Source organism: Spirosoma endbachense, from assembly GCF_010233585.1.
GTDB classification, from domain to species: Bacteria; Bacteroidota; Bacteroidia; order Cytophagales; family Spirosomataceae; genus Spirosoma; species Spirosoma endbachense.
The window spans coordinates 7,499,317-7,523,931 of the sequence record NZ_CP045997.1 but is presented as its reverse complement, the minus strand read 5'-3'; the positions used below and the strand labels follow the sequence as shown (position 1 = coordinate 7,523,931).

Genomic DNA, 24,615 nt, shown 5'->3' with positions numbered 1-24,615 from the left:
GATACGAATTCGCACTATTTTTTTTATTTTTTGGAAACTTTTATACTTGTATTAGTTTTGTACAAATTATTAGTTTTGTGCAACTTTGAGCGCAAGTAGCATTCACACGCACTCTACTTTCAGCTATGGAAGACTACAATAAAATAATTGAATCGCTGGGCGTAAAATTTATTAAGGCCCGAAACATTCGGATTTTGCAGCCGATCACCATCAAAAACTTTTATGATGTTGAGAATACACTGCTGATCTTATATAATGGCGAAGTGTCGATCGGCGAAGAACGGGTTAAGGTTGAAGTAGGCGATATGCTGTTCATTCCGGGAGGAAAGCATGTCACGGTTACCTACGGAGACCCCACCAGCTCTAAAACTGTCTCGAATGAGGAGTTTATGACGCACCGGGAATCGTACTGGGAAGGGAATCACGATCCCAAGCTCATTGGCCATCTGCCTAATTCGTTTGGCTATGTGTCCTTTGAGGCTAAGGTCTTCGATTCCGTGAACTTTTTCAACTCGCTCGATGTGCCTCCGTTCATCATTAAGCGCGAAGATCATCTGGCCAATACAATCGACCAGATTCTGGCCGAAGACATGACTGATCTGGCCGGAAAAGGACGTATTGTTAAGATCAAGACCGAAGAAATTGTTATTGAAGTTGTTCGGTACATTCTGAAAAATCGTCTGTTTGTTGAGCAGTTGGTTACCAACAGCACTTATTTTAAAGACCCGCGCTTAATCGATATTTTCGCTTATATCAAGGAAAATCTGGGGGGCGACCTGTCAAACAAAGTGCTGGCTAACGTTGCCAACGTTTCTGAAGATTATGTGGGACAGTACTTTAAAATGCTGACGGGTATCAATCCGCAGGATTATATAGAGTACCAACGAATGGAAGCGGCTGTTGGCCTTTTGCGTACAAGCAAAAAGAGCATCCGGGCCATTGGGGCCGAAGTAGGGTATAAAGATACCGCTTACTTCTGCCGTCGATTTAAAATGATGTTTGGTATTCCAGCAGGCAAGATGCGTCGTCGCGAATCGCTGATGAACGTGTAGAACTAACGTCAGTTGCTGGCTAAAATAAGTAAGCCGCTTTCATTGGGCAGATTCAATCTATCCAATGAAAGCGGCTTGTTGCCTTATTGCATATTAACTTCTATTGGGAGCGTATAGAAGACGGCAACCGGTTCGCCTTTTACTTCGCCTGGACGCCAGCGAGGCATTTGCTCGATAGCCGCAATAATGGTCGTCATAAAGTCTTCCATTCCCTTCTGGGCTTTTTTGCCAAGTGGTTTTGTTGAGATCCGCACATCATGTACGCTGCCATCTTTGTCAACAATAAATTTGGCAGCAACTGGGCCCGTATTTTGATTTTTCCGCATCAATGAACTTGGAAAACGAATATTTTCTGCCAGATAGCGGCTCAGGGCAGCTTTACCGCCCGGAAATTCAGGCTGACGCTCAACGGTAGTATAGACTAACTGGCTGCGCATTTGAGCGAAAGCACCCGTTGCTGGAAGTAGGCCGGTTGTACCCATAAGGCACATGAAGGCAATTACAAAAGTTTTCATGGATTAAGCTTGTACGACTGATTGGTTAAACGCGTGTACGATGGCCGACAACTCGGGCAACAATTCCGGATTATGTTCGATACCGTTTCCGACAACGATCACATCGGCACCGGCTTTCAACGCATTGTACGCTTTTTCACCAGAATTGATACCGCCCCCCACCAGTATCGGGACATCGACTACAGCCCGAACAGCCGCAATCATGTCTGCCGGGACTGGCCAACGGGCCCCACTACCTGCGTCTAAATAAATTAATTGTAACCCAAGCATTTCTCCTGCCATTGCCGTGCAAGCGGCAACATCAGGCTTATCGTGCGGTAATGGGGTCGTTCCGCTGATGTACGAAACCGTTGTTTGCGTACCACTATCGACCAGCATATAACCGGTAGATACTATTTCCAGGCCACTTCTCCTGAGTAGTGGGGCCGCAATGACATGTTGCCCTATTAGAAATTCGGGATTCCGGCCCGAAATAAGCGAAAGCAGAAGAATAGCATCAGCCGACGGTTCGATATGCAGTGGGTTCCCAGGAAACAGCACTACGGGTATGTCGGTGTGCTCGCGAATAGTAGCAATGATCTCTTTGTGTGCGTAATCGGTAACCAGGCTGCCACCAACCAGAAAAAAATCAACGGAATGTTGGTTCGTACGATCTAATAAAGCCGCAAGCTCGTCTTGCTTGATCTTATCCGGATCGAGCAAGACGGCAAATGCTTTCCGGCCCGATGATTTATAAGTGCGTAGAGTAGTCTGCAGGCTTAGTGGGTGCCTTTTCGTGGTATTGGCTTCCAATCGTGGGGTCTGCGGTTGGGTTGATCGCATTATTCTGACGGATACGGGCTAAAAAGCCGGTTAGCTGCTCACGAGCAATATTTGTTAAGACGGTGGTTATCAAACCACCGATTAAGCCGCTCGCTGCTGCTGTTTTTTGTGTCTTTTTTGCCTGCTGCTTTATTGCCTTATGAGTTGGATGCGTCGATGGTTCCTCTTCATCATACTCCTCTTCATAATCAATATCCTCATCTGGCTCGCCATATTTTTCGGCGCGTCGGTACTCATCTGACTTAGGCAGGATGGCATTTACGACCAAATATACGGCTAAACCAACACCCGCTACAAACGCGGCAGTTTTCCCAATTTCGGCCGCATCGTCTTTAATCGAATCAACACTATCATTAATTGATGATTTGAATCGCTCGGTAGCGGCCATTAATTGCGCCCGACGAGCCGTCGTATCAGCAAAAGGAACCTTAGGATCTTCCATAATTTTTCTTTTCGACTTAGTATATGTAGCTTATAATTAATTAGTTAGTAAGTAGCTGTTATTCAGGGTAACGGCTGCTTTCATTTAGGCTGGCACGCGTTTTTTCCATTAACTCATGGATGGCTTCTGATTTTTCTTCTGCCTTTTTTTCCTGACTTTTTTTAATGGCCTTATAGGCAGCTACCCGTATTTTCGATTTAACAAAACCGCTGGCTGTAGCCCAGATTAGTGTCAATAATAGAAAAAAACCGGCTACTATCACAAAACCCATGTACCGGCTATTTGTCACCTCATTCAGGTAAGCAGCCAGCAAACTAAATAAGAATATGATCGTCATGGTGCCTAGAAGCGCCAGCACAATACCATGAATACCGACCACAACTCCTTCTTCCACTTTGCCTCTTGTCTCGAGTGTAAATAGCTCGATTCGAGCCTCCAGATAGCGGAAGATATTTTCCCGAATTTCTTCCAGGCGTTCCAGCATGATTGTCGATGTTTAGATTTGCTCTGCGTTATTTACAAAAAACCGTCCATTTTGTTCAGAAATTGTCCGTTTCTGACCGTCTAAGCGCTTTGTAATGCTACCATTAGCTCACTATTGCCTGAACATTTTTAAGGTAGTGATCCGTATCGGATCAGACCGGGGCATTTGTCGTTAATTTAGTGGCGTAACGGTAAAAACGCTAGTTATAAACAAGACATTTTTAAGTAGGACTTTCGCTCAGAGCTGTGCCACGGTTACTAGTGATACGCAAACAAACTTTGGCACGGCTCTGAGCGAAAGTCCTGGATCTGTTAAACAAAAAAGGTCTGGCAGATTAACTACCAGACCTTTTGAAAATCCTTACTTATAGGCGTCAGAAGGGTATACTGTCCATCTTGAATGATGACAGGTTTACGAGAACCTCCTATCGCATCAAACGTTAGTTTGACTGGCGCAACTTAGCCTCTATTGTTTGTTGCGTATGTGGTACTGCGCGGAGACGCTCTTTTGGAATCAGTTTTCCGGTATCCTTACAGACCCCGTAGGTTCCATTTTTAATCCGTACCATGGCCGCGTCTAACTGCTGCGTAAATTTTTGTAGGCGAGCCGCTAACTGACTAAGGTTTTCACGTTCGCTGGTATCGGCACCATCCTCAAGCAATTTAGAATTACCTGATGTATTATCGGTACCACTATCGTTGCGTTTGCTAAGTGTTTCCTTAATATAATTCAACTCACTACGGGTCGCTTCAAGTTTCTGACTGATCAGTTCTTCGAACTCTTTCAGGTCTTCTTCCGAGTAGCGTTTTTTTTCTTCCTGAACCATAGTTAATAGCTGTAATAAACAGGGTGTGTAATAATTCCCAAAATTAATGCTTTCTGACCTGATTTTCAATGTATCGACAGACAAGAATATCTTTTCTTATAATTTTTATTAAACTGCCATTTCTTTATATCCCCGATTTTTCTTTCGCACAGGCGAATATCAGGAAATTACAATTTTGGTGTTGACCTTAGTAGTGAATTATTATTGGGAAATAAATTTTAGATTAATTTGAGAAAAAATATACCTTTCATAATAATACATCGCTTTTAATTAATTTTGTGACACACTTCATCAATAGAAATGGTTTAACAGAGTGAAGTAAAACTATGGCCATGGCATACATTGAACCAGCCCCAATAAAAGATAAAGAAAATCCACTTGAGTCCATGATGTCGCGATTTGATGCGGCCGCCCGTCTTCTGGGCATTTCGGACGAAATGTATGATATCCTGAAAGTACCAGCCCGACAAGTTATTGTTGGGTTGCCCGTTACGATGGACAATGGTGCCATCAAAGTTTTTGAGGGTTATCGCGTTATTCACTCCAACATTTTGGGACCGGCTAAAGGCGGTATTCGGCTTGATCCGGGAGTAAATCTGGATGAAGTTCGGGCATTAGCCGCCTGGATGACCTGGAAATGCGCCGTCGTTGATATTCCTTATGGTGGTGCGAAGGGCGGTATTGCCTGTAACCCACGCGAAATGTCGGCTGGAGAAATTGAACGACTTATCCGGCAATATACAGTTGCTATGCTCGACGTAATTGGTCCTGACCGCGATATTCCAGCTCCTGACATGGGTACCGGGCCTCGCGAAATGGCCTGGATTGTCGATGAATACTCAAAAGCGAAAGGCATGACTGTCAACAACGTAGTGACAGGCAAACCATTAGTGTTGGGTGGCTCTCTTGGCCGAACAGAAGCCACCGGACGTGGTGTTACGGTAGCTGCACTGTCTGCAATGGATAAACTCCGCATGAATCCGTATCGGGCTACAGCCGCCGTACAGGGTTTTGGTAACGTCGGTTCGTTTGCGGCTGAGCTTCTCCATGAACGGGGAGTTACTGTTGTCGCTATCAGCGATATCTCTGGCGGGTATTACAATGCATCGGGTATTGACATTACGGCAGCCGTAACGTATCGGAACGGGAATAAAGGCACGCTCGAAGGTTTTAGTGGAGCCGAGAAAATATCAAATGAAGAACTGCTCTCGCTGGCCGTCGATGTGTTAGTGCCAGCGGCCAAAGAAGACGTCATTACTGACGACAATGCAGCATCAATACAGGCCCGCATGATCGTTGAAGGAGCAAACGGCCCGACTTCGGCATCAGCCGATGAAATTATTAATAGTAAAGGCATTCTGGTTGTTCCCGATATTCTGGCTAACGCCGGAGGAGTTACGGTTTCCTACTTTGAGTGGGTTCAGAACCGAATTGGTTACAAATGGACGCTGGATCGCATCAATCGCCGGGCCGACCGAGTGATGAAAGATGCCTTCGATCGTGTATTCGAAACCTCTCAACGGTATCAGGTACCGCTACGTTTAGCTGCTTATATCGTAGCGATCGACAAAGTGTCCAGTACCTATAAATTCCGTGGTGGTTATTGATTTTCTCTAAAATGTATGATGTGTACTATATGATGTATAATTTTGCTCATTCATGATGCATCAGAAATACATCATATAGTACACATCATATTTCTTTCCATGCGCTTACACCGCGAAGGTTTCACCATAATGATTACCACAGGGCTGGTATTACTGGCCCTGAACCTACTGGCATATTTTTATCTATTCTCCGATAATTCAACTGCCATCACGCTATTAGCCATAGCCAGCTTCATTCTGTTTGGGCTGATCGTGCAGTTTTTTCGTGTGCCAACCCGGCAATTAACTGTCCACGAATCGCAGGTGATCGCACCAGCCGATGGTACCGTTGTGGTCATTGAAGAAACCAGCGAAGACGAATATTTTAAGTCTCGTCGGCGACAGGTTTCTATTTTTATGTCGCCCTTAAATGTGCATGTAAACCGAAACCCCGTAACGGGCATAGTCCGCTATTTCAAGTATTATCCAGGAAAGTATCTGGTAGCCTGGCATCCGAAATCAAGTACTGAAAATGAACGGACTACGATTGTCATTCAATCGGCCAATGGTGCTGAAGTCCTTTTCCGACAAATTGCAGGAGCCGTGGCCCGGCGTATCATCTGGTATGTGAAAGAAGGGCAACCTGTTAAGCAGGGCGACGAAATGGGCTTCATTAAATTTGGCTCTCGGGTTGATGTATTCCTCCCGCTTGACGCCGAAATCAATGTAAAGATCGGCGATAAAACAAAAGGGGGAGTCACTGTGCTGGCTGAATTAAAATAAAGCCTTCTGGATGCTGGAAGTTGAGCGCGATGAACCATGCATCCAGAATAAATAATATCGCTATACACGAAGGCTCAGCAATTCTCCCCGCTCCGTTTCAGTAACAACCAGGCCTAAATTACCCTTAGGATCGAATACGCAGTTGGATGGATTCTGACCGGGCAATTTGATTTCTCTCTCCAGGTTTCCATCTGGCGAAAATACCCTGATTACACCGGCTCCGTATACGGCTACGTATATATTTCCATCGGGCCCAACCGTAAATCCATCGGGCCCCGGAATCGAGTCTCCATCGGGAACGTCAATAACTGACGTCCATACACTGATATTCTCCCAACTTAGACCCGTAGCATCCCAATATCCCTGCCAGATACGCTGCCGGTGGGTTTCACCGATGAGTAATGTCTGATTATCAGGCAGTATAGTCAATCCATTGGGGTAGTTCAATCCGTCGGCAATAATCTCAGCCAATCCCTCCCGCGAATAAACGCCAACATATCCTGTCTGATCGTCGTCGGGGGCACCAGGGCAGGTAAACAATAGATTTCCCAAATGGTCAAAATGCAGATCATTCGGCCATTGTAGCCGCTCAGTGCCTATTCGGTCGATTACCGTTTCTATATGTTTCGTTTTACTATTTAACCGCCGGATCGAATGCTGGCCTGAATCGCAAAACCAGACATAACCGTCACGAACAGCGGCTCCGTTAGGTCGTCCCCCGGTCTTAATTCGTGTGGTTTCTCCACTTGAATCCCGGCAAAATAACCCCTCTCCTTCCTGCTCTACGCACCAAAGACATCCATCTTCATCAAACACCGGACCTTCGGGAAAGCGTAATCCTGTTGCCAGTACACGTATTTCGTCCATACGTTCCTTTCATTTAATTCTATAAGTATTTCAAGGCTATCGTTGTCTACGGATCGGGTCATATAAACGACTATCCGTTCACATGAAGAAGTTCGAATGCCCGGACTTTGTTTAAGAAATCTTTTAAACGACATACTTCTCGCCTATAACATTCTGAAATCCACAGCTTTTTAAAAATAACTAATAACTACATGACATAATTTTACCAAGATTTATTTGTATCTTCATTCTCCATCTCAATTCATTCGTATGACATTCGACTACATTATTATTGGAGCGGGTTCAGCGGGTTGTGTACTGGCCAATCGGCTTTCTGTTGATCCATCCTTATCTGTACTTCTTCTGGAGGCAGGCGGTCCAGACAAAAAGATGGAGATTCATATTCCGGCAGCTTATACAAAACTGAATGGCACTGCCGTTGACTGGGGTTTCTGGACAGAACCCCAATTAGCGCTTAATGGCCGCCGAATGTATCAGCCACGCGGTAAAACACTCGGAGGCTGTAGTTCGACCAACGCAATGGCTTATGTTCGTGGTAACCGGCTTGATTACGACGATTGGGCGGCACATGGAGGAAATACAGGATGGGGTTATGCTGACGTTCTGCCTTATTTTATCCGGTCAGAACATAATGAGCAGTATAGTCAGTTAGATTCCTACTATCATGGCCATGAAGGGCTCTTAAACGTGACCAATGCGACCAGGTATCAAACGCCCCTGGCTGGTGCTTTCGTTAAATCCTGTATTCAGGCGGGCATCCGCGAGAATCAGGACTATAATGGGGAAGAGCAGGAAGGAACCGGGTTCTTCCAGTTTACCATTAAAGGTGGCAAACGCCACAGTGCAGCTTCAGCCTTTTTAAAACCGGTACTAAGCCGATCGAATCTGACGGTAATCACGCATGCCTTAACGAAGCAGATTTTACTGAAAAATGACCGGGCAACTGGTGTTGAATTCATAACGGGCAAGAATCAGACTCAACTAGCGACCGCAACCAAGGAAGTTATCCTATCAGCGGGAGCGTTTCAGTCTCCCCAATTGCTCATGCTATCCGGAATCGGCCCGGTCGATGCATTACGCCAGGGGAAAGTTGCCGTAAAGAAGGAACTCATTGGTGTAGGCCAGAATTTACAGGATCATCTCTTTACGGGTGTCAGTAGCTTGTGTTCGCAACGGGGTATCTCGTCAAATTTTCACCTTAAGCCAATCAATCAATTGAAGGCCATGGGTCAATATTTTCTGTTCGGGAAGGGGCCATTTACGGTTAGCCCACTCGAAGCAGTCGCTTTTCTGAAAACAGACCCATCGCAGGATCGCCCCAATATGCAGTTTCACTTCGCCCCTATACACATGGGCGATGACTACACAACCGACGTGTATGACCTGACAACATACCCTACCACCGACGGTTACACGATCCTGCCCACGTTATTAAAGCCCAAAAGCGTAGGCTATGTCGGATTACGGTCAAATAATCCACTTGACGCGCCCCTGATTCAGCCTAACTATCTGGAGCATGAAGATGACAGGATGGTGCTCATCAACGGTATTCGGCAGGCATTAACCGTCATGCAGGCAGATGCCTTTGATTCGTACCGGCTTCGGATTCAAACACCCACCGATTATAGCTCCGATGATGCACTCTGGCAACATATCCTGCAACAGCTTGAAACAGTATATCACCCGGTAGGCACCTGCAAAATGGGCTCAGATCATGATGAAACGGCTGTAGTTGACGCGAATCTGCGTGTTCGGGGAGTTGAAGGATTACGGGTTGTTGATGCCTCAATTATGCCAACCATCGTATCTGGAAATACGAATGCCCCTGTCATTATGATTGCAGAAAAAGCGGCTGATCTAATTTTAGGAAAACCAATGATGAAACTACCGAAACACATCCTTTCGGAGTCTTAAAGGATTTTTTCCACATGTTTTTCCAGCGTTGTATTTTCACTACGAATACAATCCTCTATAAATTAGACTAATAGCTCGCTAATAAGTCTATATTCCGCTCAACAATCTCAAGCACAACAATATCGGGATGCTCATTCTGAACCAGGTCCATTTTGAACCGATTGGTACGTACCAGATAAGACTCCCCAAAATGATTCGGGATGAATTGATTCATGCTAAAACTAAACGAATCGCCAATTAATAATAGCTTAGGTAGAGTAGATTTCTGGCCGATAAATCGCGAAGAGGGTAAATTCATATCGGCATTCGGCGTATTTTCTATTTGCCGGGCGGCTAAAGAAGGAACTGGCGTAATTCTATAGACGACCGAATCTTTCAACTCTTTATTTAAGGCCAGCATCGTCACTAAATCCCCCCCCATACCATTCGTCGCTTTCACTCGGTAATCAGATAAATTGGCATCGATTAACTGAGGGAAGTCTTTTTTAACATAATCAACTACTGTTAACGAGGCTATTAACGATCCATAGTCATTCCAGTGTGTATCGGTTTGCGAGTAAACAACATGATTTTTCTTAGCCATTCGCAGCGCGTTACGTATATCGATGAATGGAACAGTGGTATGCTGAGTCAGGTATTGTTTAAATAAATCCAGATTAGACGGCCCATTCTCGTGAATATAGTCTGGCAAATTTTCAGGATATATTGTATAAGAATCAGGAGCAACAAGGATATATAATCGTGTTCCATGTTTGGCCAGTTGCTGTTGAAAATGGCTTAATCGCTGGCATATGGCATGCATGGAACTTTGCGACATTGGCATCAAGCCCCGGTGTTTATCAACAGCATGATTGAGGCTATTTCCGGGGTAAAACCAGCCGTGTTTACCAACTACAACTTTATCGGGTAACGGAGATTGACCAAGGATTACTAACTTCCAATAGCTATATGCGTGAAAAAGGGCATTACGCCACCCAAAATTTTCCTTATAATACTCATCAAATTCGTGGATATAGGATTTAACATGAGGAAATCTAAACGTTGGGAATGGAGCAAGAATACGTTTTTCCGTGCTTTTAAACCCGGTCGATAGGTCCAGGCACTGATCGAGTATTGGGAAAAATAATAATGTTGCAAATCCAAAGGCAATCATAAAAAAAACGTACGTTTTTTTTATGATTGCCTTTGGATTTGGCTTTTTAATTTTATGTGGAACTGAGCTAACCATACCTCGACTTTATTACAAAATTTGATCTTCAGGCACTTAAAAAAAAGGCCTAAAATCGAAAATAAATAAACGGATTATATGTATCGGCAGCCAGATACATAATGGTTGTTACAAATAGGGCAAGCAGGCCAAATGTATACAATGAATCAGATACCAGCCGGACCGGAAAATAAGGGGCCCGACGCATCCACCATTGATGAAAACGATTATGTATCGGTGTAGCCAGTAGTATACCCAATATCAGCACTACTACCGTCTCAACATTTATAAAGTAAGAAGGAGCAAACGCTTCAACGGTTACAACAGGGCCTAAACCTATCATTTTCTGTAAATAGTTAATCGCATCAGGCAAATTCTCGATCCGGAAAAACACCCAGCCTATTAATACAACCAGTAATGTATAAACGTGCGCAACAGGCGCCCAAACCCGTACCAGCAGCTTACTAAGGCCAGCCCGCTCAATGAGCAGAAACAGACCATGATATAGCCCCCAGACGATAAAATTCCAGCTAGCGCCATGCCACAGCCCTGTTATGAAAAAAACCAGTAGCAAGTTACCATAAACACGCACTCTGCTTTTCCGATTGCCACCTAATGGAATGTAAAGATAATCTCTAAACCAACTTGATAATGAAATGTGCCACCGACGCCAGAAATCCTGAACGGAATGAGCTATGTATGGGTAATTGAAATTCTCTTTAAAATCGAAACCCAGCATCTTGCCCAGGCCAATAGCCATATCTGAGTAGCCAGAGAAATCGTAATAGATCTGGAGCGCATAAAATATAATACCCAGCCAGGCCGTTGCAGTCGAATAACTGGTAGTTGGCGCGCTGAAAATGACATCAGCGACACCAGCAAACGTATTGGCCATCAGAATTTTTTTAGCTAACCCAATAATGAATCGCTCTGCTCCGATCCCAAATTTTTCGATGGTAACAGTGCGCTTCGTTAACTCAGGCGCAATATCAGCGTAACGGACAATCGGACCGGCAATCTGGTGCGGAAACATGGCCACATAAGTTCCATAATCCAGAAAATTCCGATTAGCCCGAATATGCCCCCAGTATATATCTAAGGTGTAAGAAATTCCCTGAAATGTATAGAAACTAATACCTATTGGAAGTGCAATCTCTGCCAGATTAATTTCATCAGCGCCCGGTATCATCAATAATTTAGCAATACCCTGTAATGAGTTAAAGAGAAAGTTGGCATATTTATAATATACTAATAACGAGAGACTTCCAATCAGGGAAAGTAACAGACCAGTCTTACGCTGCCCCTGCTCAATAAGTCTCCCGGCAACGAAATTAATAAAAGCAGATAACAATAAAACCAGCACAACCAGAGTTTCACCCCAGGCATAAAAAACCAGGCTTGCGAAAAACAAAAAAGCATTGCGCCAATCCCTGGGTATTACATAATAAATAACCAGAAAAATTGGCAGGTATAAAAACAGAAAAATAGCCGAACTGAAAAGCATAAACCACTTATTTACAAAGCATAGAAATCGACTCAGGCAAATCACCTGATAAAGATTTCAGCACTAGGATATCCATCAAAAACTGAAAAACATATTGCTTACTTTCTTTGAGTGAATAGAGTGTCATCACGTCCCGTGAAAACTTATTGCTCAAAATCTGTGAAAATTTTTCCCACAGCTGTAATTTAGTTCAAAAGTAATTTTTTTTGCACATGTATAAAACAACCTGACCTAACAACAAGCTTTTGATTATGAGAACATTGGCAAAAAATACATCACACGTTATTGCCGTTTTTTGCTTAAATGTGCATCGTAATATTCAATTTTTTTTAAATAATACAAACAATTGGCATATTTTTAGTGACAGTGCATTTACTATAACGCTAACAATATTGGTGCACAAGGGCTTAAGAAATTATAAGGTTAGCAGACTCAGTTTGCACTATGCATCGCTGATTCTGCTTTCTGTCAGTGTAAGTTATTGGCTACCTGGTTGCACCCACCTTGAATCGATCAATCAGCTTACAAAACCAACTAAACCACCCGCTACTGACTGCAATACGCCTGATTGTATGCCAGTGACAGTTACCAAAGTCAACCCTACCCATAAACCGCCATCGGCAGTGCCACAGGGGCTTCCTATCCCTGTTTTTACCCTGACGAATGATAGCATTGCCTATGGCACTAAAGTCCCAATAAGTGCTACAGATATGCCCCCTGGAGCCCTGCTTGAGTATTCATACGATAATGGAAAAGCATGGACTGTCGGCAATCAGGTGTCCGTTATCAGTAGTAATGCTATTCTTGCCCGAACTCGTGTCAACGATCTGGTTTCTGCCGTAGCACAGGCAAATTACGTGCCTTACTTCCAGCGAATGCTGGTTATCGGCAATAGTATTATGAGCCATGGTCCGGCTCCCGAACTTGGCTGGTATAATACAAACGGTATGGCGGCTTCTGCTCCGGAGAAAGACTTTGTCCATTTACTGACCAGCCATTTAGCGGGCTTATATCCCAAGGTGAGCTTTAAACTCCAGAATGGCGGTAATTTTGAGCGTGGATTTGGGCTGGCAACCTATAGCCTTGATGAATTTAATGAGCCTTTACAAGTATTTAAGCCCGACCTGATTATCGTTCGTATTGGCGAAAACGTTGACGAAGGAGAGGTTCTGGGGGGCCGTAACTTTGAAAAACAATTTCGCGCGTTGCTCGACAAATTTGCCTCCTATGAACAACCCACTAAAATCGTCTGCACAACCAGCGTATGGCCACGCCCTCAGGCAGATGCCATTATCCGAAAAGTTACGCTCGAAAAAGGCTATCCATTAGTAGACTTAAGCGAGATGGTACCTCAGAGCAAATACTTTGCCAGCCAGTACACCAATCCGGGCGTGGCGGCCCATCCCAACGATCTGGGTATGCTCCGCATCGCCGATCTGATCTGGCAAAAAATCCCGTAAGTCGTTCTAAATAAAAAAGCATCGCCATAAAAGCGATGCTTTTTTATTTAGAACGGAAATTTCCTCAAAAGAATGATAACCGAATGACCAGCGGGCTACCATAAATATATTGTGAAACGCCCTGTGGATCGTTATAATTCAGGTTATAAAGTGCAGTCAGATTTACGCCAAACCGGCGGGAAATAGGCTGCGAATACGTAAGACCAACCAAAGGCGCCGTTACGCCTACACTATTTGATCGGCTGGTTTGATCGTCTTTAACCTGAATAGAGCTATTTTCTACCTCACCATGCAAATATAGGTTTGGCAAAATAGACGGAATAAATTCATACATCGCAAAGCCTCTCACACCAAACTGGTTGTAGGTGGTCGGTGTATAATAAGGGGCTTTATAATGTGTGTAATTGTATGTTCCTCCAATGCCAACAATAAGGCGCTCGGTGGCCTGGTAACCAACAACCGGCGACACACCTAAACTAAACGGATTGCCGAACCGGAAACCGTTAATGCCCCCGCCAAACCGTAGTCGCTGCGAAAAGGGCAATGGTTGCCCATCTACAGTTTGTGTTTTAAAAGGATCTTTACCCTGATCACGGCGGTCTTCAGGGTCTTCTGTGAGTTGCCCGAAAGCAACGCTACTGCTTAATAACGCTATGATAAACAGTAGCTTTTGGATATGACTCATGATAGATTTATATAAAAAAGAAGCTGGCATAGACTATGAATAAAACACGATTAGTTGACTTAATTGACATCTTGCTATCCAGCGTCCCGAAAGTAACGAAATCAGAAGGTAAATTCTTTTACTTCGGGATCGTTTAGCAGATGTTTAATACATTTTTCATGATTCTTTACGGTTCCGTGCACCCGCCAGTGGCCCGCGATTTCTGTTCCAATCCGTTGCTGATGCCTCAGTGTTGGTGAGAGGTTACACGCTTCAAAAAATGTTTCGTACTCATCCAGTGTCCGGTTTCGAAACTGGGTCACGATTTTATAGTCGCGGGTCTGATTAAACTTCTGAATTTGTTTGGTTAAACCGGTCAGCAACAAAAGTGAACACATAATAAGCACAAATCCTGTAATAGCAATATCGTAGTGTTTGCTTCCTACACACATACCTAATGCCGATACCGCCCAAACGGTAGCCGCTGTTGTAAGGCCTTTTACCCGATTATCTTCCCGAAAGATGATGCCTGCCCCCAGAAAGCCAATTCCATTGACAATATTAGCGGCAATACGATCACCGGAATTACCGATCCGGCCGGAGATAAGCGTGAATAAGGCAGACCCGACACAAATCATAATCATGGTTCGAAAACCCGCCGATTTGCCATGATACTCACGCTCAGCCCCAATTAGGCCGCCAATAACCAATGCAGCAGTTAAGCTAATAATGTCTTCTATGACGAAATCCATTGCTTTCGTTACCTAATACGGCAGTAAATACCTGGTTGTTGCATTTGTCGGCTAAAGGCTGGTCGATCCTGGCAAAAGTCGACCTAAGAATATCAGTCCAGAGAAACCATATTTTCAAATAAACCGTTAAAATTTAGATAGAGTTTACCCTACTGACTTAGAATGACTCAAACCACGAACACCGAACAACAACAGTCGGTTGATCACCTTGACCCCAAACAGTTTATTATCATTAAGGGGGCGAAAGTACATAATCTGAAAGGAATTGATGTTGCCATTCCACGCAATAAATTAGTTGTTCTTACGGGTCTGTCTGGCTCCGGAAAATCATCGCTCGCCTTCGACACGTTGTTTGCCGAGGGGCAACGCATGTATGTCGAAAGCCTGAGCAGCTATGCCCGACAGTTTCTGGGACGGATGGAAAAACCCGAGGTCGAATACATCAAGGGTGTTTCGCCAGCCATTGCCATCGAACAAAAGGTATCGACCCGAAACCCCCGCTCAACGGTTGGAACCTCGACTGAAATTTATGACTATCTAAAACTTTTGTTTGCGCGGGCGGGTATTACCTATTCGCCCGTCTCGGGCTATGAAGTGCGTAAAGATACCGTTACGGACGTTGTCAACTTCATGTACAGTTTTGAGGCTGGCCAGCGGGTTATGATTTTGGCTCCGCTGCGTATTCGTGAGGGCAGAACGCTGATTTATGAGTTGACCATCCTGCTTCAGAAAGGCTATACCCGAATCGTAGCCGATGGGCAAGTGTTGCAAATCGAAGATATTCTGGAAGGCGAAAATGCGGATAAAGTTAATTTGCCCCACTCCTCTCTGGAAATTCTCATCGACCGCGGCACTGTTATCTACGACGATAATGGCAATCCCGACGAAGATAATCAATATCGTTTTTCCGATTCTGTTCAGACGGCTTTTAACGAAGGCGAAGGCACTTGCCGGGTAGAGATTGTTGGCCGGTCCGGCGAATTGGGCGAATCTCGCGTTTTCTCCGATAAATTCGAATTAGACGGTATCGGATTCGAAGAGCCGAGTGTAAACCTGTTTACATTCAATAATCCATACGGTGCATGCCGACGGTGTGATGGGTTCGGAAAAGTGTTAGGCATTGACCCTGACCTGGTTATCCCGGATAAAAATCTGTCGGTTTTTGAGGGAGCAATTGCCCCCTGGCGCAGTGAGAAAATGAGCGAGGAGTTTTTGAAGCCATTGCTTAAGAATGGCATTCGCTTCGACTTCCCGATTCACCGTCCTTATAAAGACCTCACTCCTGCCGAGCAGGAACTGCTCTGGTCGGGCAACGCCTATTTCGATGGGTTGAATTCTTTTTTCGACTACGTTGAAAGTCAGACCTTCAAGGTACAGTACCGCGTGATGTTATCACGTTATCGAGGAAAAACCACCTGCCCGGAATGTCGGGGTTCGCGTTTGCGTAAGGATGCGGGCTATGTAAAGGTCGCCGGAAAGTCGATCACCGATCTGGTTCTGATGCCTATCACGCAGGTAACGGCATTCTTTCAGGAGATGCAGCTTCCTCCGCATCAGCAACAGGTAGCCAATCGCATCCTGATCGAGATTCGTAACCGGCTGAATTACATGGAACGTGTTGGCCTGGGTTACCTGACCCTAAACCGCCTGACCAATTCACTGTCTGGTGGTGAATACCAGCGCATTAAGCTCGCTACATCACTTGGTTCCGCCCTGGTCGGTTCAATGTATATTCTTGATGAACCTAGTATTGGCCTTCATCCACGCGATACGAAGCGGCTGGTCAGCGTTCTGGAATCCTTACGTGATATGGGCAACACGGTCATCGTTGTTGAGCACGAAGAAGAAGTAATGCGGGCCGCCGACCAGCTGATTGATATTGGACCGGATGCCGGTTCACTTGGCGGACATCTGGTGTTTCAGGGAACGTGGGAGCAGATTATGCAGAGCGTAGGGCACGAAGCCTCGAATCCGGAGGATGGTAATGAGCTCTCTCAGCCTATGCAATCGCATACCCTCGATTTTCTGACCGGACGCGAGACGGTTGAAGTGCCCACATTCCGCCGAAAAGCGACGAACTTTATTGAGCTGAAAGGAGCCCGTGAGAATAACCTCAAACATGTAGATGTGCGGTTCCCGCTCAATACGCTTACGGTCGTAACGGGCGTATCGGGCTCAGGCAAGAGTACGCTGATTCGAAAAGTGCTCTATCCGGCCTTAATGCGGGAAAAGGGCGACGCAGCAGAAGAAGCCGGGAAATATGATAGCCTGGGTGGTTCACTCAGCCGTGTTTCGGCTATTGAAATGATTGACCAGAATCCAATTGGCAAATCGAGTCGATCAAACCCGGTAACCTATATCAAAGCGTATGATTACCTGCGGCAGGTTATGGCCGATCAGCCGCTTTCCAAATCACGTGCCTACAAACCAAGTCATTTTTCCTTTAATGTCGATGGCGGTCGCTGCGAAGTATGCCAGGGCGAAGGTGAAGTGAAAATCGAGATGCAGTTTATGGCCGACATTTACCTCAAATGTGAGGGCTGTGGCGGCAAACGTTTCAAGCAGGAAATACTGGAGGTTACCTTACAGGACAAAAATGTTTCTGACATTTTAGACATGACCGTGGATGAAGCCATCGACTTCTTCCGAAAAGCAGACCCTAAAATGGCCGATAAATTGCGGCCATTGCAGGATGTGGGGTTGGGTTATATCGGCCTTGGTCAGTCGTCCAATACGCTTTCTGGCGGTGAAGCCCAGCGTGTAAAGCTGGCATCTTTCCTCGGTAAAGGAAATCCCAACAAAGGCAGCACGCTATTCATTTTCGACGAACCGACAACCGGGCTTCATTTTCACGATATCCGAAAATTGCTTTCGGCGATCAATGCTCTTGTCGACCAGGGTGACTCGGTTATCATTATCGAGCATAATATGGAAGTCATTAAGAGCGCTGACTATATTATTGACCTCGGCCCGGAAGGTGGAGACACTGGCGGTTATATCACGTTTACAGGAACCCCCGAAGAAATGGTCAAACTAGCCGACGGAAACTATACCGCTGACTATCTGCGGGGAAAAGTTTAGTATTCGTAGGTTCAGCGAGTTAGATGCTATTATCTTTCTGTTAAGTTTAAGGACTTCCTGCCCGACCGGGTAGGAAGTCTTCAGGATTCTCATCAATTTTCCGCAAAAATTCTATCCAGATGGGAATGCTAAACGCAGAAGTAGAACGCTTCGAGATCTGCCCAATTACAGGAGAACCAGCCAGTTACAATTTTCCCATGACCGATATAGACGGGTATGAGTATAAACTCAATACCCTAAATCCAAACACGGTCATTGTCATTTCTGGCAATCAGTTTGGCGACGATTTATTCGATGAACTTCGGCCCGATGACGAAAATATTATGCAACTAATCAGGGAGCACAAAGACCCGATTTTCCTCATTCCTTTTGAATTGTATTGAGCACCTAAATCTCAGGCGCTCACAAAGGTTTTACCTGAAACCCGGCATTGCGTAATAGTGTAATCAATCCGCTGGGGCCGGGCAGGTGGAGTGCACCAACAGCCACGAACGTTGGCCGAAGTGCCATCAGGGTGGGCAGTTTACCCATCCAGGTCTGGTTACGTTCATTCACCAGATACGACAGATCGCCGTATTTTTCTTCATACTCCTGGCTCAGCTTCCACATACCGTTCAGATCACCAGCCAGGTATAAATCAGTCAGCCGCTTACTCTGGCCCTGCATCGTCTTTTTTTCTTTTACCATTCGAACCAGATCGGCGGCTTGTTTTTCAACTGGATCATGATCGAACAGGAAGGCCATCTGCTGCTCCATCGTTTCGAGCGGAGTCAGTACTTTTTTTCGCTTTTTCGCTTCCATAGCGAAATACAGATCAAGCGGTAGCCCGCTGAATTTACTGAGCGTATCCACTTCTTTTTCGGCGTAACTTAAGCTTAGCGTTGTGGCCGTCATTATAGGCTTCATCTGATTAAACATAGTCAGATCGTATCCTGTGGTCTTTTTAAATTCGTCGCTTACCAGCTGATAGTCAGTCTCTGAAAGCAATTTCTTCAAACTATTGTCGGGCATGATTGCCCGCATTGCCATACTTAACATAGCCGCTGAGTCGACGGTTGTTTCGACAACAATTCCCTGCGCCAGATTAAAAGCGGTCTGCACCGTAGGGGTTTTGTCGAGATAACTGTCCTTAAGAATATGATAGGTTCCAAACAGATAGGAAGGCTGTTTGAGGCCATTGCCGGAAACTTCCCACAATAAGGATTGGGCAACGGAAACCTTGGGTAATAGCAGTAGAACAAAAATGAAAAAACGCATGATAGTCTTTGGTAAATGGATCAAAAAGCGAACCTTATGTAAACCTCAATTCTTTCAGGCAGGAAGCTGTATTATTAATTTAATACAAAAAACAGTGCCGTTCACCCCTTGATTTCGCCGGTTTATCTATTTTTTTGAAAAGCCCAACTGGCACGTATCTACTTTTACGACTCCATCAGCTAAAGCTATTCTGGCTAAACCGCCAGCCAGGTAATTTACTAACAACCGAATGAAAAACAATGTATTTATTAGGCTCTTTTGCCTATTTCTTGCTGTAACGAGTAGCGTTACGGTACGAGCGCAGGCCGGTCAGAATGCAACGAATCAGGCAGGTAGCATTGGCAAATTAGCCCCGGCACAACTCACAGTGAGTGGGTATGTAAAAGATGCAGCTAACGGGGAGGGGTTGATCGGCGTATCCGTTTATGTGAAAGAGACAGGCACTGGCGCAGTTACCAACAACTACGGTTTCTATGCCATAACCATTCCACCCGGCACGTATAACCTTGTTATTTCTTATGTAGGTTATGAAAAACAAAGCAGGACGGTAGCGTTGACCGACCAAAACGTTCGGCTCAATCTTGAGTTGAGTGAAGAAGGCAAGCAGCTACAAGAGGTAGTGGTTTCAACCAAGCGCGAAGACGATAACGTCAAGAACATTGCCATGAGCGTCAACCAGATTGACGTTAAAACACTAAAACGTATCCCGGCCCTGCTGGGTGAGGTAGATGTAATCCGGAGTATTCAGCTGTTGCCCGGCGTATCGACGGTTGGCGAAGGAGCGACCGGATTTAATGTACGGGGCGGTAGTATCGATCAGAATCTGGTGCTCCTGGATGAAGCCCCGGTCTACAATTCGTCGCACCTGTTTGGCTTCTTCTCGGTGTTCAATCCCGACGCGGTAAAAGATGTAAAGCTCATCAAGGGTGGTATTCCATCCAACTACGGCGGTCGAATTGCGTCCATTCTTGATGTCCGGCTGAAAGAAGGTAACGCAAAAAAACCGGAGTTAAATGGTGGCATAGGCTTGATATTTAGTCGATTATCATACGAGCGTCCGCTTTTTAAAGGGAAAGGCTCATTTATCATTGCAGGCCGTCGTTCGTATGCCGATATTCTGGCTCAGCCGTTTTTGAACAAAGATCTGAGAGGGTCTAAATTCTACTTTTTTGACCTGACGGCAAAAGGAAATTATCGGATCAACGATAAGAATATCGTGTACTTATCGGGCTATCTGGGTCGCGATGTATTCGGTTCAGATTTTGGGTTTAACTGGGGCAACACAACCGTTTCGGCCCGCTGGAACCACGTATTCAGCGATCGGTTATTTTTGAATACGACGGCTTACTATAGCAATTACGACTACTCGCTCGACTCCGATCTGAAGCGGAAAAAGCCGAATGACTTTTTTCGTACCGATTCCCGAATTGTCGATTATAGTCTGAAGCCTGATTTCTCCTTATTCCTCGGAAAAAGCACCATTACCTTCGGAGGCCAGTCTATTCTGCACGATTTCCAGCCGGGTATGGCCACAGCTGCCAGTTCGGGCAGTATTCGTACGTTCGGGCTGGAAAGTAAGTATGGACTGGAAAATGCGCTTTACATCGGCAACGAGCAGCAGGTAACCTCAAAATTGCAGCTCCAGTATGGCCTGCGCTATTCATTGTTTAATTACATCGGGCCGGGCGAAGCCTATATTTTCCAAACGGATGTGCCTGTTGGCGAACGGCGAACAGTACTCACGACTGTCGATTATAAGGGTCGGAACACCATCCAGACCTACGGCAACTGGGAACCCCGTTTTGCGGCCAAGTATGAAATGGCAAACAATAGTTCGTTTAAGCTGAGTTACAATCGACTGGCTCAATATATCCACCTTGTTTCGAACACAACGGCTTCAACGCCCTTAGATATCTGGACACCATCGACCAACAACATTCGTCCGCAGATTGCGGATCAGATTGCGGGTGGCTACTTTAAGAATTTTGGCCGATCGGGTCGCGAATTCGAAGCGTCGGTTGAAGTTTATTACAAGTGGCTCCAGAACCAGATTGATTACATTGATGGAGCCAACCTGATTCTGAACAAGTATCTGGAAGGCGATTTGCTGAGTGGTAAAGGTCGGGCCTACGGTGCTGAGTTTTACGTAAAACGCAACACGGGCGTGGTCAATGGCTGGATTAGCTATACACTGGCAAAAACGGAACGGCAGGTAGCCGGAATTAACAACGGCGACTGGTATCCAACGCGTTTCGATAAACGCCATACGTTGACCTCGGTACTGCTATTCGATCCACCACAGGCCAAACGCTGGAATTTCTCGGCAACGTTTACCCTGGCCAGTGGTACACCTGGCACATTCCCCACCAATCGATTTGAGTATCAGGACTATACAACGCCTATTTATAACGGTCGTAACAACTATACGATTCCGGCTTATCATCGGCTCGATCTGGCCGCAACCTTGCAGGGACGTAAACGGCCCGGTAAACGGAAAGACGATAACTGGGTATTTTCGGTCTATAATGTGTATGCCCGGAAGAATCCTTTTTCGGTGTATTTCCAGCCAAATGCCGATAATCCTCGGGTAACCGAAGCGATCAAGTATTCAGTATTTGCAACGGTTATTCCATCCATAACCTACAATTTCAAATTCTAGCGCCAGTAATTAAGGGACGAGTAAGTAAGACAACCCATTAATTGACAACCTGATACGCGATTTTAGACAATGAAACGATACTCATTTTTATATAGGCTTCCAGTTTACCTACTCGCGCTATACGCACTATCGGGCTGCGAGACGGTTATCGATGCCAGGCTGGACACTGGCCCAATTCAACTGTCGGTCGATGCCACGCTCACCGACCAACCTGGCCCGCAAACCATACGGCTAACCCAAACGGCAGCCTATTTTAACAGTAGCACTCCACCAGCCGCCCTTAGCGCGACGGTGACGGTGTCTGACGATGCGGGCAAGACATATGCATTCACTGACAACGACAACGACGGTTATTACGTCTGGCAGCCGAAAGTGGCTACCGACACGCTCGGGCACATCGGCCGCACCTATCAGCTCAACATTGCGTATCAAAATGAGGTCTATCGGTCTACCTCGAAGCTAAACCGTGTCCCTGCGGTCGATTCCATTACGTTTGTCAAGAAGAAATTAAATCCCTTGTCGAAAACGGAAGGTTACCGGGCCGAATTTTATTCGCGGGATTTACCGGGCGCAACGGATTATTACCGGATTCGCTATTTTCGGAATGGCACCTTACAGAACAAAGCCCGTGATATCATTACCACACAGGATGGGGCTTTCCGAGGCAATGCGAACACGGATGGGCTGATGTTTATTCTGCCGATCCGGCGGTCAGTAAACCCAGATAGTTTATATGCGTTCGACGATGTGGTCAAAGTTGAAGTGCAGTCGCTGACGCTGGAAGCGTATGATTTCTGGGAAGAGTTACAAGCTCAGATCTCGAATGGTGGTCTGTTTGCCACTCCTCCTACCAATGTGCCAACGAATATCGTCAATACGAATGCCAGCGGACGAAAGGCCGTCGGTTTCTTCATTACGTCAGCGGTGCGCAGTCGTACGGCACGCGTAGCAACCGAAAATCTACGACCTGACACGGATTAAAAATATATAGTAAACTGCGATTGGGGTAATCAGGTACGTGCGCACGTACCTGATTACCCCAATCGCAGTTTACAGGAATACTATTCGTTAGGAATCAACGGTTCATCGGAGGGATTTTTAGGGGCAACTACCGGGGTTTTTCGCTGGCGTATCCGCTGCAAAACGGGCTTGAATGTATTTCGTTCAATGACCAGAACCACTGCCAGAAACAACCCAAACAAAGCCAGATGATACGGTATCGCAAGCCACAGATTGGCAATCTGAACATACTGCGACGCATAGATCAACAGTCCTGCGCCTAGAATGTAGCCAACTGCCGATTTCACATGGTAGGGAACCGGGTAATACTTTTCGCCAAGTAGGTAGCAAATGACCATCATGACGAAGCTGGATGCCAGAAAAGCAATCGCGCAGCCCATGTAGCCCACCAGAGGAATTAGAATAATATTGCCAACAACCGTAATCAGGGCACCAATAATGGTGATCAGCGTTCCAAACTGGGTCTTGTCGCTGAGTTTGAACCAGAACGCAATGTTATAGTAGACCCCCAGAAAAAGGTTAGCCAACAACAACAGCGGTACAATCGGTAAACCTGATCGGTATTTTTTGGATACGAGTAACCCCACCACGTCCAGATTCAGACTGACGCCAACCCAGATGAGCACACAAACGATTATAAACCACTTGGTGACGTCGGCCAGCAGTTTAGGCGAGTTTTTATCTTCGGCCCGTGAGAAAAAAAACGGGTCGGCGGCAAACTTGAATGACTGAATGACCAACGCCATAAAAACGGACAGTTTCAGACAGTTACCATAAATACCCAGTGCGTCTTTACTCGTGAATCCCGGATAAAACCCCTCTGGAAGCCAGTGTTGCAGGAATAACCGGTCGGTCATGCTGTTGATCAGTCCGGCCAGACTGGTGAGCATGAGCGGGGCCGCATACGCGAGCATAACCCTTGAATCACTTTTATTTATCCGAAAACGAAAGCCGGAGAACGCATCGCGCAACAGTAGAAAATAGGTGGCATTACCCAATAAGTTAGCCAGAATAATGTAGCCAGGGCCAAGGCTGGGATAGTAGATCAGGTCGATGATGGGTTTCAACACCGACAGGTAGTTCCCGTTATAAATATCCCGGCAAATGATCAGGAAGAATACATTCAGGGCGACCACAATGAGAATGTTGATAATCCGCGCCTGAACGAACCGGCGCGCCCGGTTCTCGACCCGAAGCCGCGCGAATGGTATTGCCATAACGGCGTCGATCGCAACGATGATCGCGACCCAGATTACCGACAATTCCTGACCCGGATAATCCAGCCAAACTACGATCTGCGGAGTCAGCAGAATAATTAGCGTGGTAAATAATGCGCTGACGGCAATAACAATACTCAGTGTTTCATTAAACACTTTCATACGATCATCAGGCCGACGGGCCGCAAACCGAAAGAAAGCGGTTTCAAGACCCAGCGTATAAATAACCATCAGAATGGCTACCCAGCTGTATAATTCGACGTTAGAAGCCATTTCGCCCGGCTGGGTAAACACGTAGGTTTGCAAAGGCACCAGTGCAAAATTGAGCATTCGCCCAAGAATAGTACTGACGCCATACAAAGCGGTGTCGCTGGCTAATTTTTTGAATGTACTCATTCCACTAATACCTACCTGCTAATTAGGACGTTCATACCGCGGCTTTCGTGCCTCGGGCTGACAAAGTTAAGACGTTTGGTTATCTTTGTGCTTCAGGTCGAAACAGT

Annotated in this window: 21 protein-coding genes; 9 read left to right on the top strand and 12 right to left on the bottom strand. The window is 45.7% G+C overall.

Features of this window, described 5'->3' with window-relative positions:
• The first annotated feature begins 125 nt into the window (after window positions 1–125).
• The gene (locus tag GJR95_RS30580) at window positions 126–1,052 is read left to right on the top strand and encodes an AraC family transcriptional regulator (RefSeq protein ID WP_162389471.1); all 927 of its coding nucleotides are present in this window, start codon (window positions 126–128) and stop codon (window positions 1,050–1,052) included.
• 83 nt (window positions 1,053–1,135) lie between these two features.
• Here GJR95_RS30580 and GJR95_RS30575 read toward each other — a convergent pair whose 3' ends face one another.
• The 5 genes from GJR95_RS30575 to GJR95_RS30555 all read right to left on the bottom strand — a co-directional run bounded on the left by GJR95_RS30575 (window position 1,136) and on the right by GJR95_RS30555 (window position 4,141).
• The gene (locus GJR95_RS30575) at window positions 1,136–1,567 is read right to left on the bottom strand and encodes an energy transducer TonB (protein ID WP_162389470.1); all 432 of its coding nucleotides are present in this window, start codon (window positions 1,565–1,567) and stop codon (window positions 1,136–1,138) included.
• Between the two features lie 3 nt (window positions 1,568–1,570).
• Entirely contained in the window at window positions 1,571–2,389 is an 819-nt protein-coding gene (locus GJR95_RS30570; RefSeq protein ID WP_162389469.1) for a geranylgeranylglyceryl/heptaprenylglyceryl phosphate synthase, read from the bottom strand.
• Window positions 2,298–2,831: a hypothetical protein gene (locus GJR95_RS30565; protein WP_162389468.1), complete on the bottom strand. Its 534-nt coding sequence runs from the start codon at window positions 2,829–2,831 to the stop codon at window positions 2,298–2,300. The genes GJR95_RS30570 and GJR95_RS30565 overlap by 92 nt, the downstream gene beginning before the upstream one ends.
• 58 nt (window positions 2,832–2,889) lie before the next feature.
• Window positions 2,890–3,315, bottom strand: a complete 426-nt coding sequence (locus GJR95_RS30560) for a phage holin family protein (protein WP_162389467.1) — start codon at window positions 3,313–3,315, stop codon at window positions 2,890–2,892.
• 439 nt (window positions 3,316–3,754) lie between these two features.
• A complete protein-coding gene (locus GJR95_RS30555; RefSeq protein WP_162389466.1) occupies window positions 3,755–4,141 on the bottom strand; it encodes a TraR/DksA family transcriptional regulator in 387 nt (128 codons plus the stop codon).
• A 332-nt stretch (window positions 4,142–4,473) separates the two neighbouring features.
• On the opposite strand from GJR95_RS30555, the gene GJR95_RS30550 reads away from it, so the two are divergent.
• A complete protein-coding gene (locus GJR95_RS30550) occupies window positions 4,474–5,748 on the top strand; it encodes a Glu/Leu/Phe/Val family dehydrogenase (RefSeq protein ID WP_174260245.1) in 1,275 nt (424 codons plus the stop codon).
• A 99-nt stretch (window positions 5,749–5,847) separates the two neighbouring features.
• Window positions 5,848–6,510 carry a phosphatidylserine decarboxylase family protein gene (locus tag GJR95_RS30545; protein ID WP_162389464.1) on the top strand — a complete coding sequence of 221 codons (663 nt, stop codon included), beginning with the start codon at window positions 5,848–5,850 and terminating at the stop codon, window positions 6,508–6,510.
• 60 nt (window positions 6,511–6,570) lie between these two features.
• On the opposite strand, the gene GJR95_RS30540 is transcribed toward GJR95_RS30545, so the two are convergent.
• On the bottom strand, window positions 6,571–7,377 hold the full coding sequence (locus GJR95_RS30540; protein WP_162389463.1) for an SMP-30/gluconolactonase/LRE family protein: 807 nt from the start codon (window positions 7,375–7,377) through the stop codon (window positions 6,571–6,573).
• Window positions 7,378–7,626: 249 nt separating this feature from the next.
• On the opposite strand from GJR95_RS30540, the gene GJR95_RS30535 reads away from it, so the two are divergent.
• The gene (locus tag GJR95_RS30535) at window positions 7,627–9,291 is read left to right on the top strand and encodes a GMC family oxidoreductase (RefSeq protein WP_162389462.1); all 1,665 of its coding nucleotides are present in this window, start codon (window positions 7,627–7,629) and stop codon (window positions 9,289–9,291) included.
• Window positions 9,292–9,358: 67 nt separating this feature from the next.
• Here GJR95_RS30535 and GJR95_RS30530 read toward each other — a convergent pair whose 3' ends face one another.
• Window positions 9,359–10,444: an alginate O-acetyltransferase AlgX-related protein gene (locus GJR95_RS30530; protein WP_162389461.1), complete on the bottom strand. Its 1,086-nt coding sequence runs from the start codon at window positions 10,442–10,444 to the stop codon at window positions 9,359–9,361.
• A 124-nt stretch (window positions 10,445–10,568) separates the two neighbouring features.
• Window positions 10,569–12,002 carry an MBOAT family O-acyltransferase gene (locus GJR95_RS30525; protein WP_162389460.1) on the bottom strand — a complete coding sequence of 478 codons (1,434 nt, stop codon included), beginning with the start codon at window positions 12,000–12,002 and terminating at the stop codon, window positions 10,569–10,571.
• Between the two features lie 572 nt (window positions 12,003–12,574).
• On the opposite strand from GJR95_RS30525, the gene GJR95_RS30520 reads away from it, so the two are divergent.
• On the top strand, window positions 12,575–13,462 hold the full coding sequence (locus tag GJR95_RS30520) for an SGNH/GDSL hydrolase family protein (RefSeq protein ID WP_232540910.1): 888 nt from the start codon (window positions 12,575–12,577) through the stop codon (window positions 13,460–13,462).
• 64 nt (window positions 13,463–13,526) lie between these two features.
• Here GJR95_RS30520 and GJR95_RS30515 read toward each other — a convergent pair whose 3' ends face one another.
• Entirely contained in the window at window positions 13,527–14,147 is a 621-nt protein-coding gene (locus tag GJR95_RS30515; protein WP_162389459.1) for a hypothetical protein, read from the bottom strand.
• A 101-nt stretch (window positions 14,148–14,248) separates the two neighbouring features.
• Window positions 14,249–14,878, bottom strand: a complete 630-nt coding sequence (locus GJR95_RS30510) for an MgtC/SapB family protein (RefSeq protein WP_162389458.1) — start codon at window positions 14,876–14,878, stop codon at window positions 14,249–14,251.
• Between the two features lie 162 nt (window positions 14,879–15,040).
• On the opposite strand from GJR95_RS30510, the gene uvrA reads away from it, so the two are divergent.
• Both uvrA and GJR95_RS30500 read left to right on the top strand, forming a co-directional pair.
• Window positions 15,041–17,959 (top strand): excinuclease ABC subunit UvrA, encoded by a 2,919-nt coding sequence (gene uvrA, locus GJR95_RS30505; RefSeq protein WP_162389457.1) that lies wholly within the window; start codon window positions 15,041–15,043, stop codon window positions 17,957–17,959.
• 125 nt (window positions 17,960–18,084) lie between these two features.
• Complete coding sequence (locus GJR95_RS30500; RefSeq protein ID WP_162389456.1) at window positions 18,085–18,342, top strand: hypothetical protein; 258 nt, start codon at window positions 18,085–18,087, stop codon at window positions 18,340–18,342.
• 19 nt (window positions 18,343–18,361) lie between these two features.
• On the opposite strand, the gene GJR95_RS30495 is transcribed toward GJR95_RS30500, so the two are convergent.
• The gene (locus tag GJR95_RS30495; protein WP_162389455.1) at window positions 18,362–19,216 is read right to left on the bottom strand and encodes a TraB/GumN family protein; all 855 of its coding nucleotides are present in this window, start codon (window positions 19,214–19,216) and stop codon (window positions 18,362–18,364) included.
• A gap of 229 nt (window positions 19,217–19,445) precedes the next feature.
• Between GJR95_RS30495 and GJR95_RS30490 the strand changes: the two genes are divergently transcribed.
• Both GJR95_RS30490 and GJR95_RS30485 read left to right on the top strand, forming a co-directional pair.
• A complete protein-coding gene (locus GJR95_RS30490; protein WP_162389454.1) occupies window positions 19,446–21,875 on the top strand; it encodes a TonB-dependent receptor in 2,430 nt (809 codons plus the stop codon).
• 69 nt (window positions 21,876–21,944) lie between these two features.
• Window positions 21,945–22,856, top strand: coding sequence for a DUF4249 domain-containing protein (locus GJR95_RS30485; protein ID WP_162389453.1), 912 nt, complete (start codon window positions 21,945–21,947; stop codon window positions 22,854–22,856).
• 80 nt (window positions 22,857–22,936) lie between these two features.
• On the opposite strand, the gene GJR95_RS30480 is transcribed toward GJR95_RS30485, so the two are convergent.
• Window positions 22,937–24,508: an oligosaccharide flippase family protein gene (locus tag GJR95_RS30480; RefSeq protein WP_162389452.1), complete on the bottom strand. Its 1,572-nt coding sequence runs from the start codon at window positions 24,506–24,508 to the stop codon at window positions 22,937–22,939.
• Between the last annotated feature and the right edge of the window lie 107 nt (window positions 24,509–24,615).

What these genes read in the sequence shown, in the direction of transcription:
- GJR95_RS30535 (WP_162389462.1), top strand. Translation starts at nt 7,627, where the DNA reads ATGACATTCGACTACATTATTATTGGAGCGGGTTCAGCGGGTTGTGTA.
- GJR95_RS30580 (WP_162389471.1), top strand. Translation starts at nt 126, where the DNA reads ATGGAAGACTACAATAAAATAATTGAATCGCTGGGCGTAAAATTTATT.
- GJR95_RS30550 (WP_174260245.1), top strand. Translation starts at nt 4,474, where the DNA reads ATGGCATACATTGAACCAGCCCCAATAAAAGATAAAGAAAATCCACTT.
- GJR95_RS30490 (WP_162389454.1), top strand. Translation starts at nt 19,446, where the DNA reads ATGAAAAACAATGTATTTATTAGGCTCTTTTGCCTATTTCTTGCTGTA.
- GJR95_RS30515 (WP_162389459.1), bottom strand. Translation starts at nt 14,147, where the DNA reads ATGAGTCATATCCAAAAGCTACTGTTTATCATAGCGTTATTAAGCAGT.
- GJR95_RS30520 (WP_232540910.1), top strand. Translation starts at nt 12,575, where the DNA reads ATGCCAGTGACAGTTACCAAAGTCAACCCTACCCATAAACCGCCATCG.
- GJR95_RS30495 (WP_162389455.1), bottom strand. Translation starts at nt 19,216, where the DNA reads ATGCGTTTTTTCATTTTTGTTCTACTGCTATTACCCAAGGTTTCCGTT.
- GJR95_RS30480 (WP_162389452.1), bottom strand. Translation starts at nt 24,508, where the DNA reads ATGAGTACATTCAAAAAATTAGCCAGCGACACCGCTTTGTATGGCGTC.
- GJR95_RS30560 (WP_162389467.1), bottom strand. Translation starts at nt 3,315, where the DNA reads ATGCTGGAACGCCTGGAAGAAATTCGGGAAAATATCTTCCGCTATCTG.
- GJR95_RS30555 (WP_162389466.1), bottom strand. Translation starts at nt 4,141, where the DNA reads ATGGTTCAGGAAGAAAAAAAACGCTACTCGGAAGAAGACCTGAAAGAG.
- GJR95_RS30565 (WP_162389468.1), bottom strand. Translation starts at nt 2,831, where the DNA reads ATGGAAGATCCTAAGGTTCCTTTTGCTGATACGACGGCTCGTCGGGCG.
- GJR95_RS30525 (WP_162389460.1), bottom strand. Translation starts at nt 12,002, where the DNA reads ATGCTTTTCAGTTCGGCTATTTTTCTGTTTTTATACCTGCCAATTTTT.
- GJR95_RS30530 (WP_162389461.1), bottom strand. Translation starts at nt 10,444, where the DNA reads ATGATTGCCTTTGGATTTGCAACATTATTATTTTTCCCAATACTCGAT.
- GJR95_RS30575 (WP_162389470.1), bottom strand. Translation starts at nt 1,567, where the DNA reads ATGAAAACTTTTGTAATTGCCTTCATGTGCCTTATGGGTACAACCGGC.
- GJR95_RS30545 (WP_162389464.1), top strand. Translation starts at nt 5,848, where the DNA reads ATGCGCTTACACCGCGAAGGTTTCACCATAATGATTACCACAGGGCTG.
- GJR95_RS30500 (WP_162389456.1), top strand. Translation starts at nt 18,085, where the DNA reads ATGCTAAACGCAGAAGTAGAACGCTTCGAGATCTGCCCAATTACAGGA.
- GJR95_RS30485 (WP_162389453.1), top strand. Translation starts at nt 21,945, where the DNA reads ATGAAACGATACTCATTTTTATATAGGCTTCCAGTTTACCTACTCGCG.
- uvrA (WP_162389457.1), top strand. Translation starts at nt 15,041, where the DNA reads ATGACTCAAACCACGAACACCGAACAACAACAGTCGGTTGATCACCTT.
- GJR95_RS30510 (WP_162389458.1), bottom strand. Translation starts at nt 14,878, where the DNA reads ATGGATTTCGTCATAGAAGACATTATTAGCTTAACTGCTGCATTGGTT.
- GJR95_RS30540 (WP_162389463.1), bottom strand. Translation starts at nt 7,377, where the DNA reads ATGGACGAAATACGTGTACTGGCAACAGGATTACGCTTTCCCGAAGGT.
- GJR95_RS30570 (WP_162389469.1), bottom strand. Translation starts at nt 2,389, where the DNA reads ATGCGATCAACCCAACCGCAGACCCCACGATTGGAAGCCAATACCACG.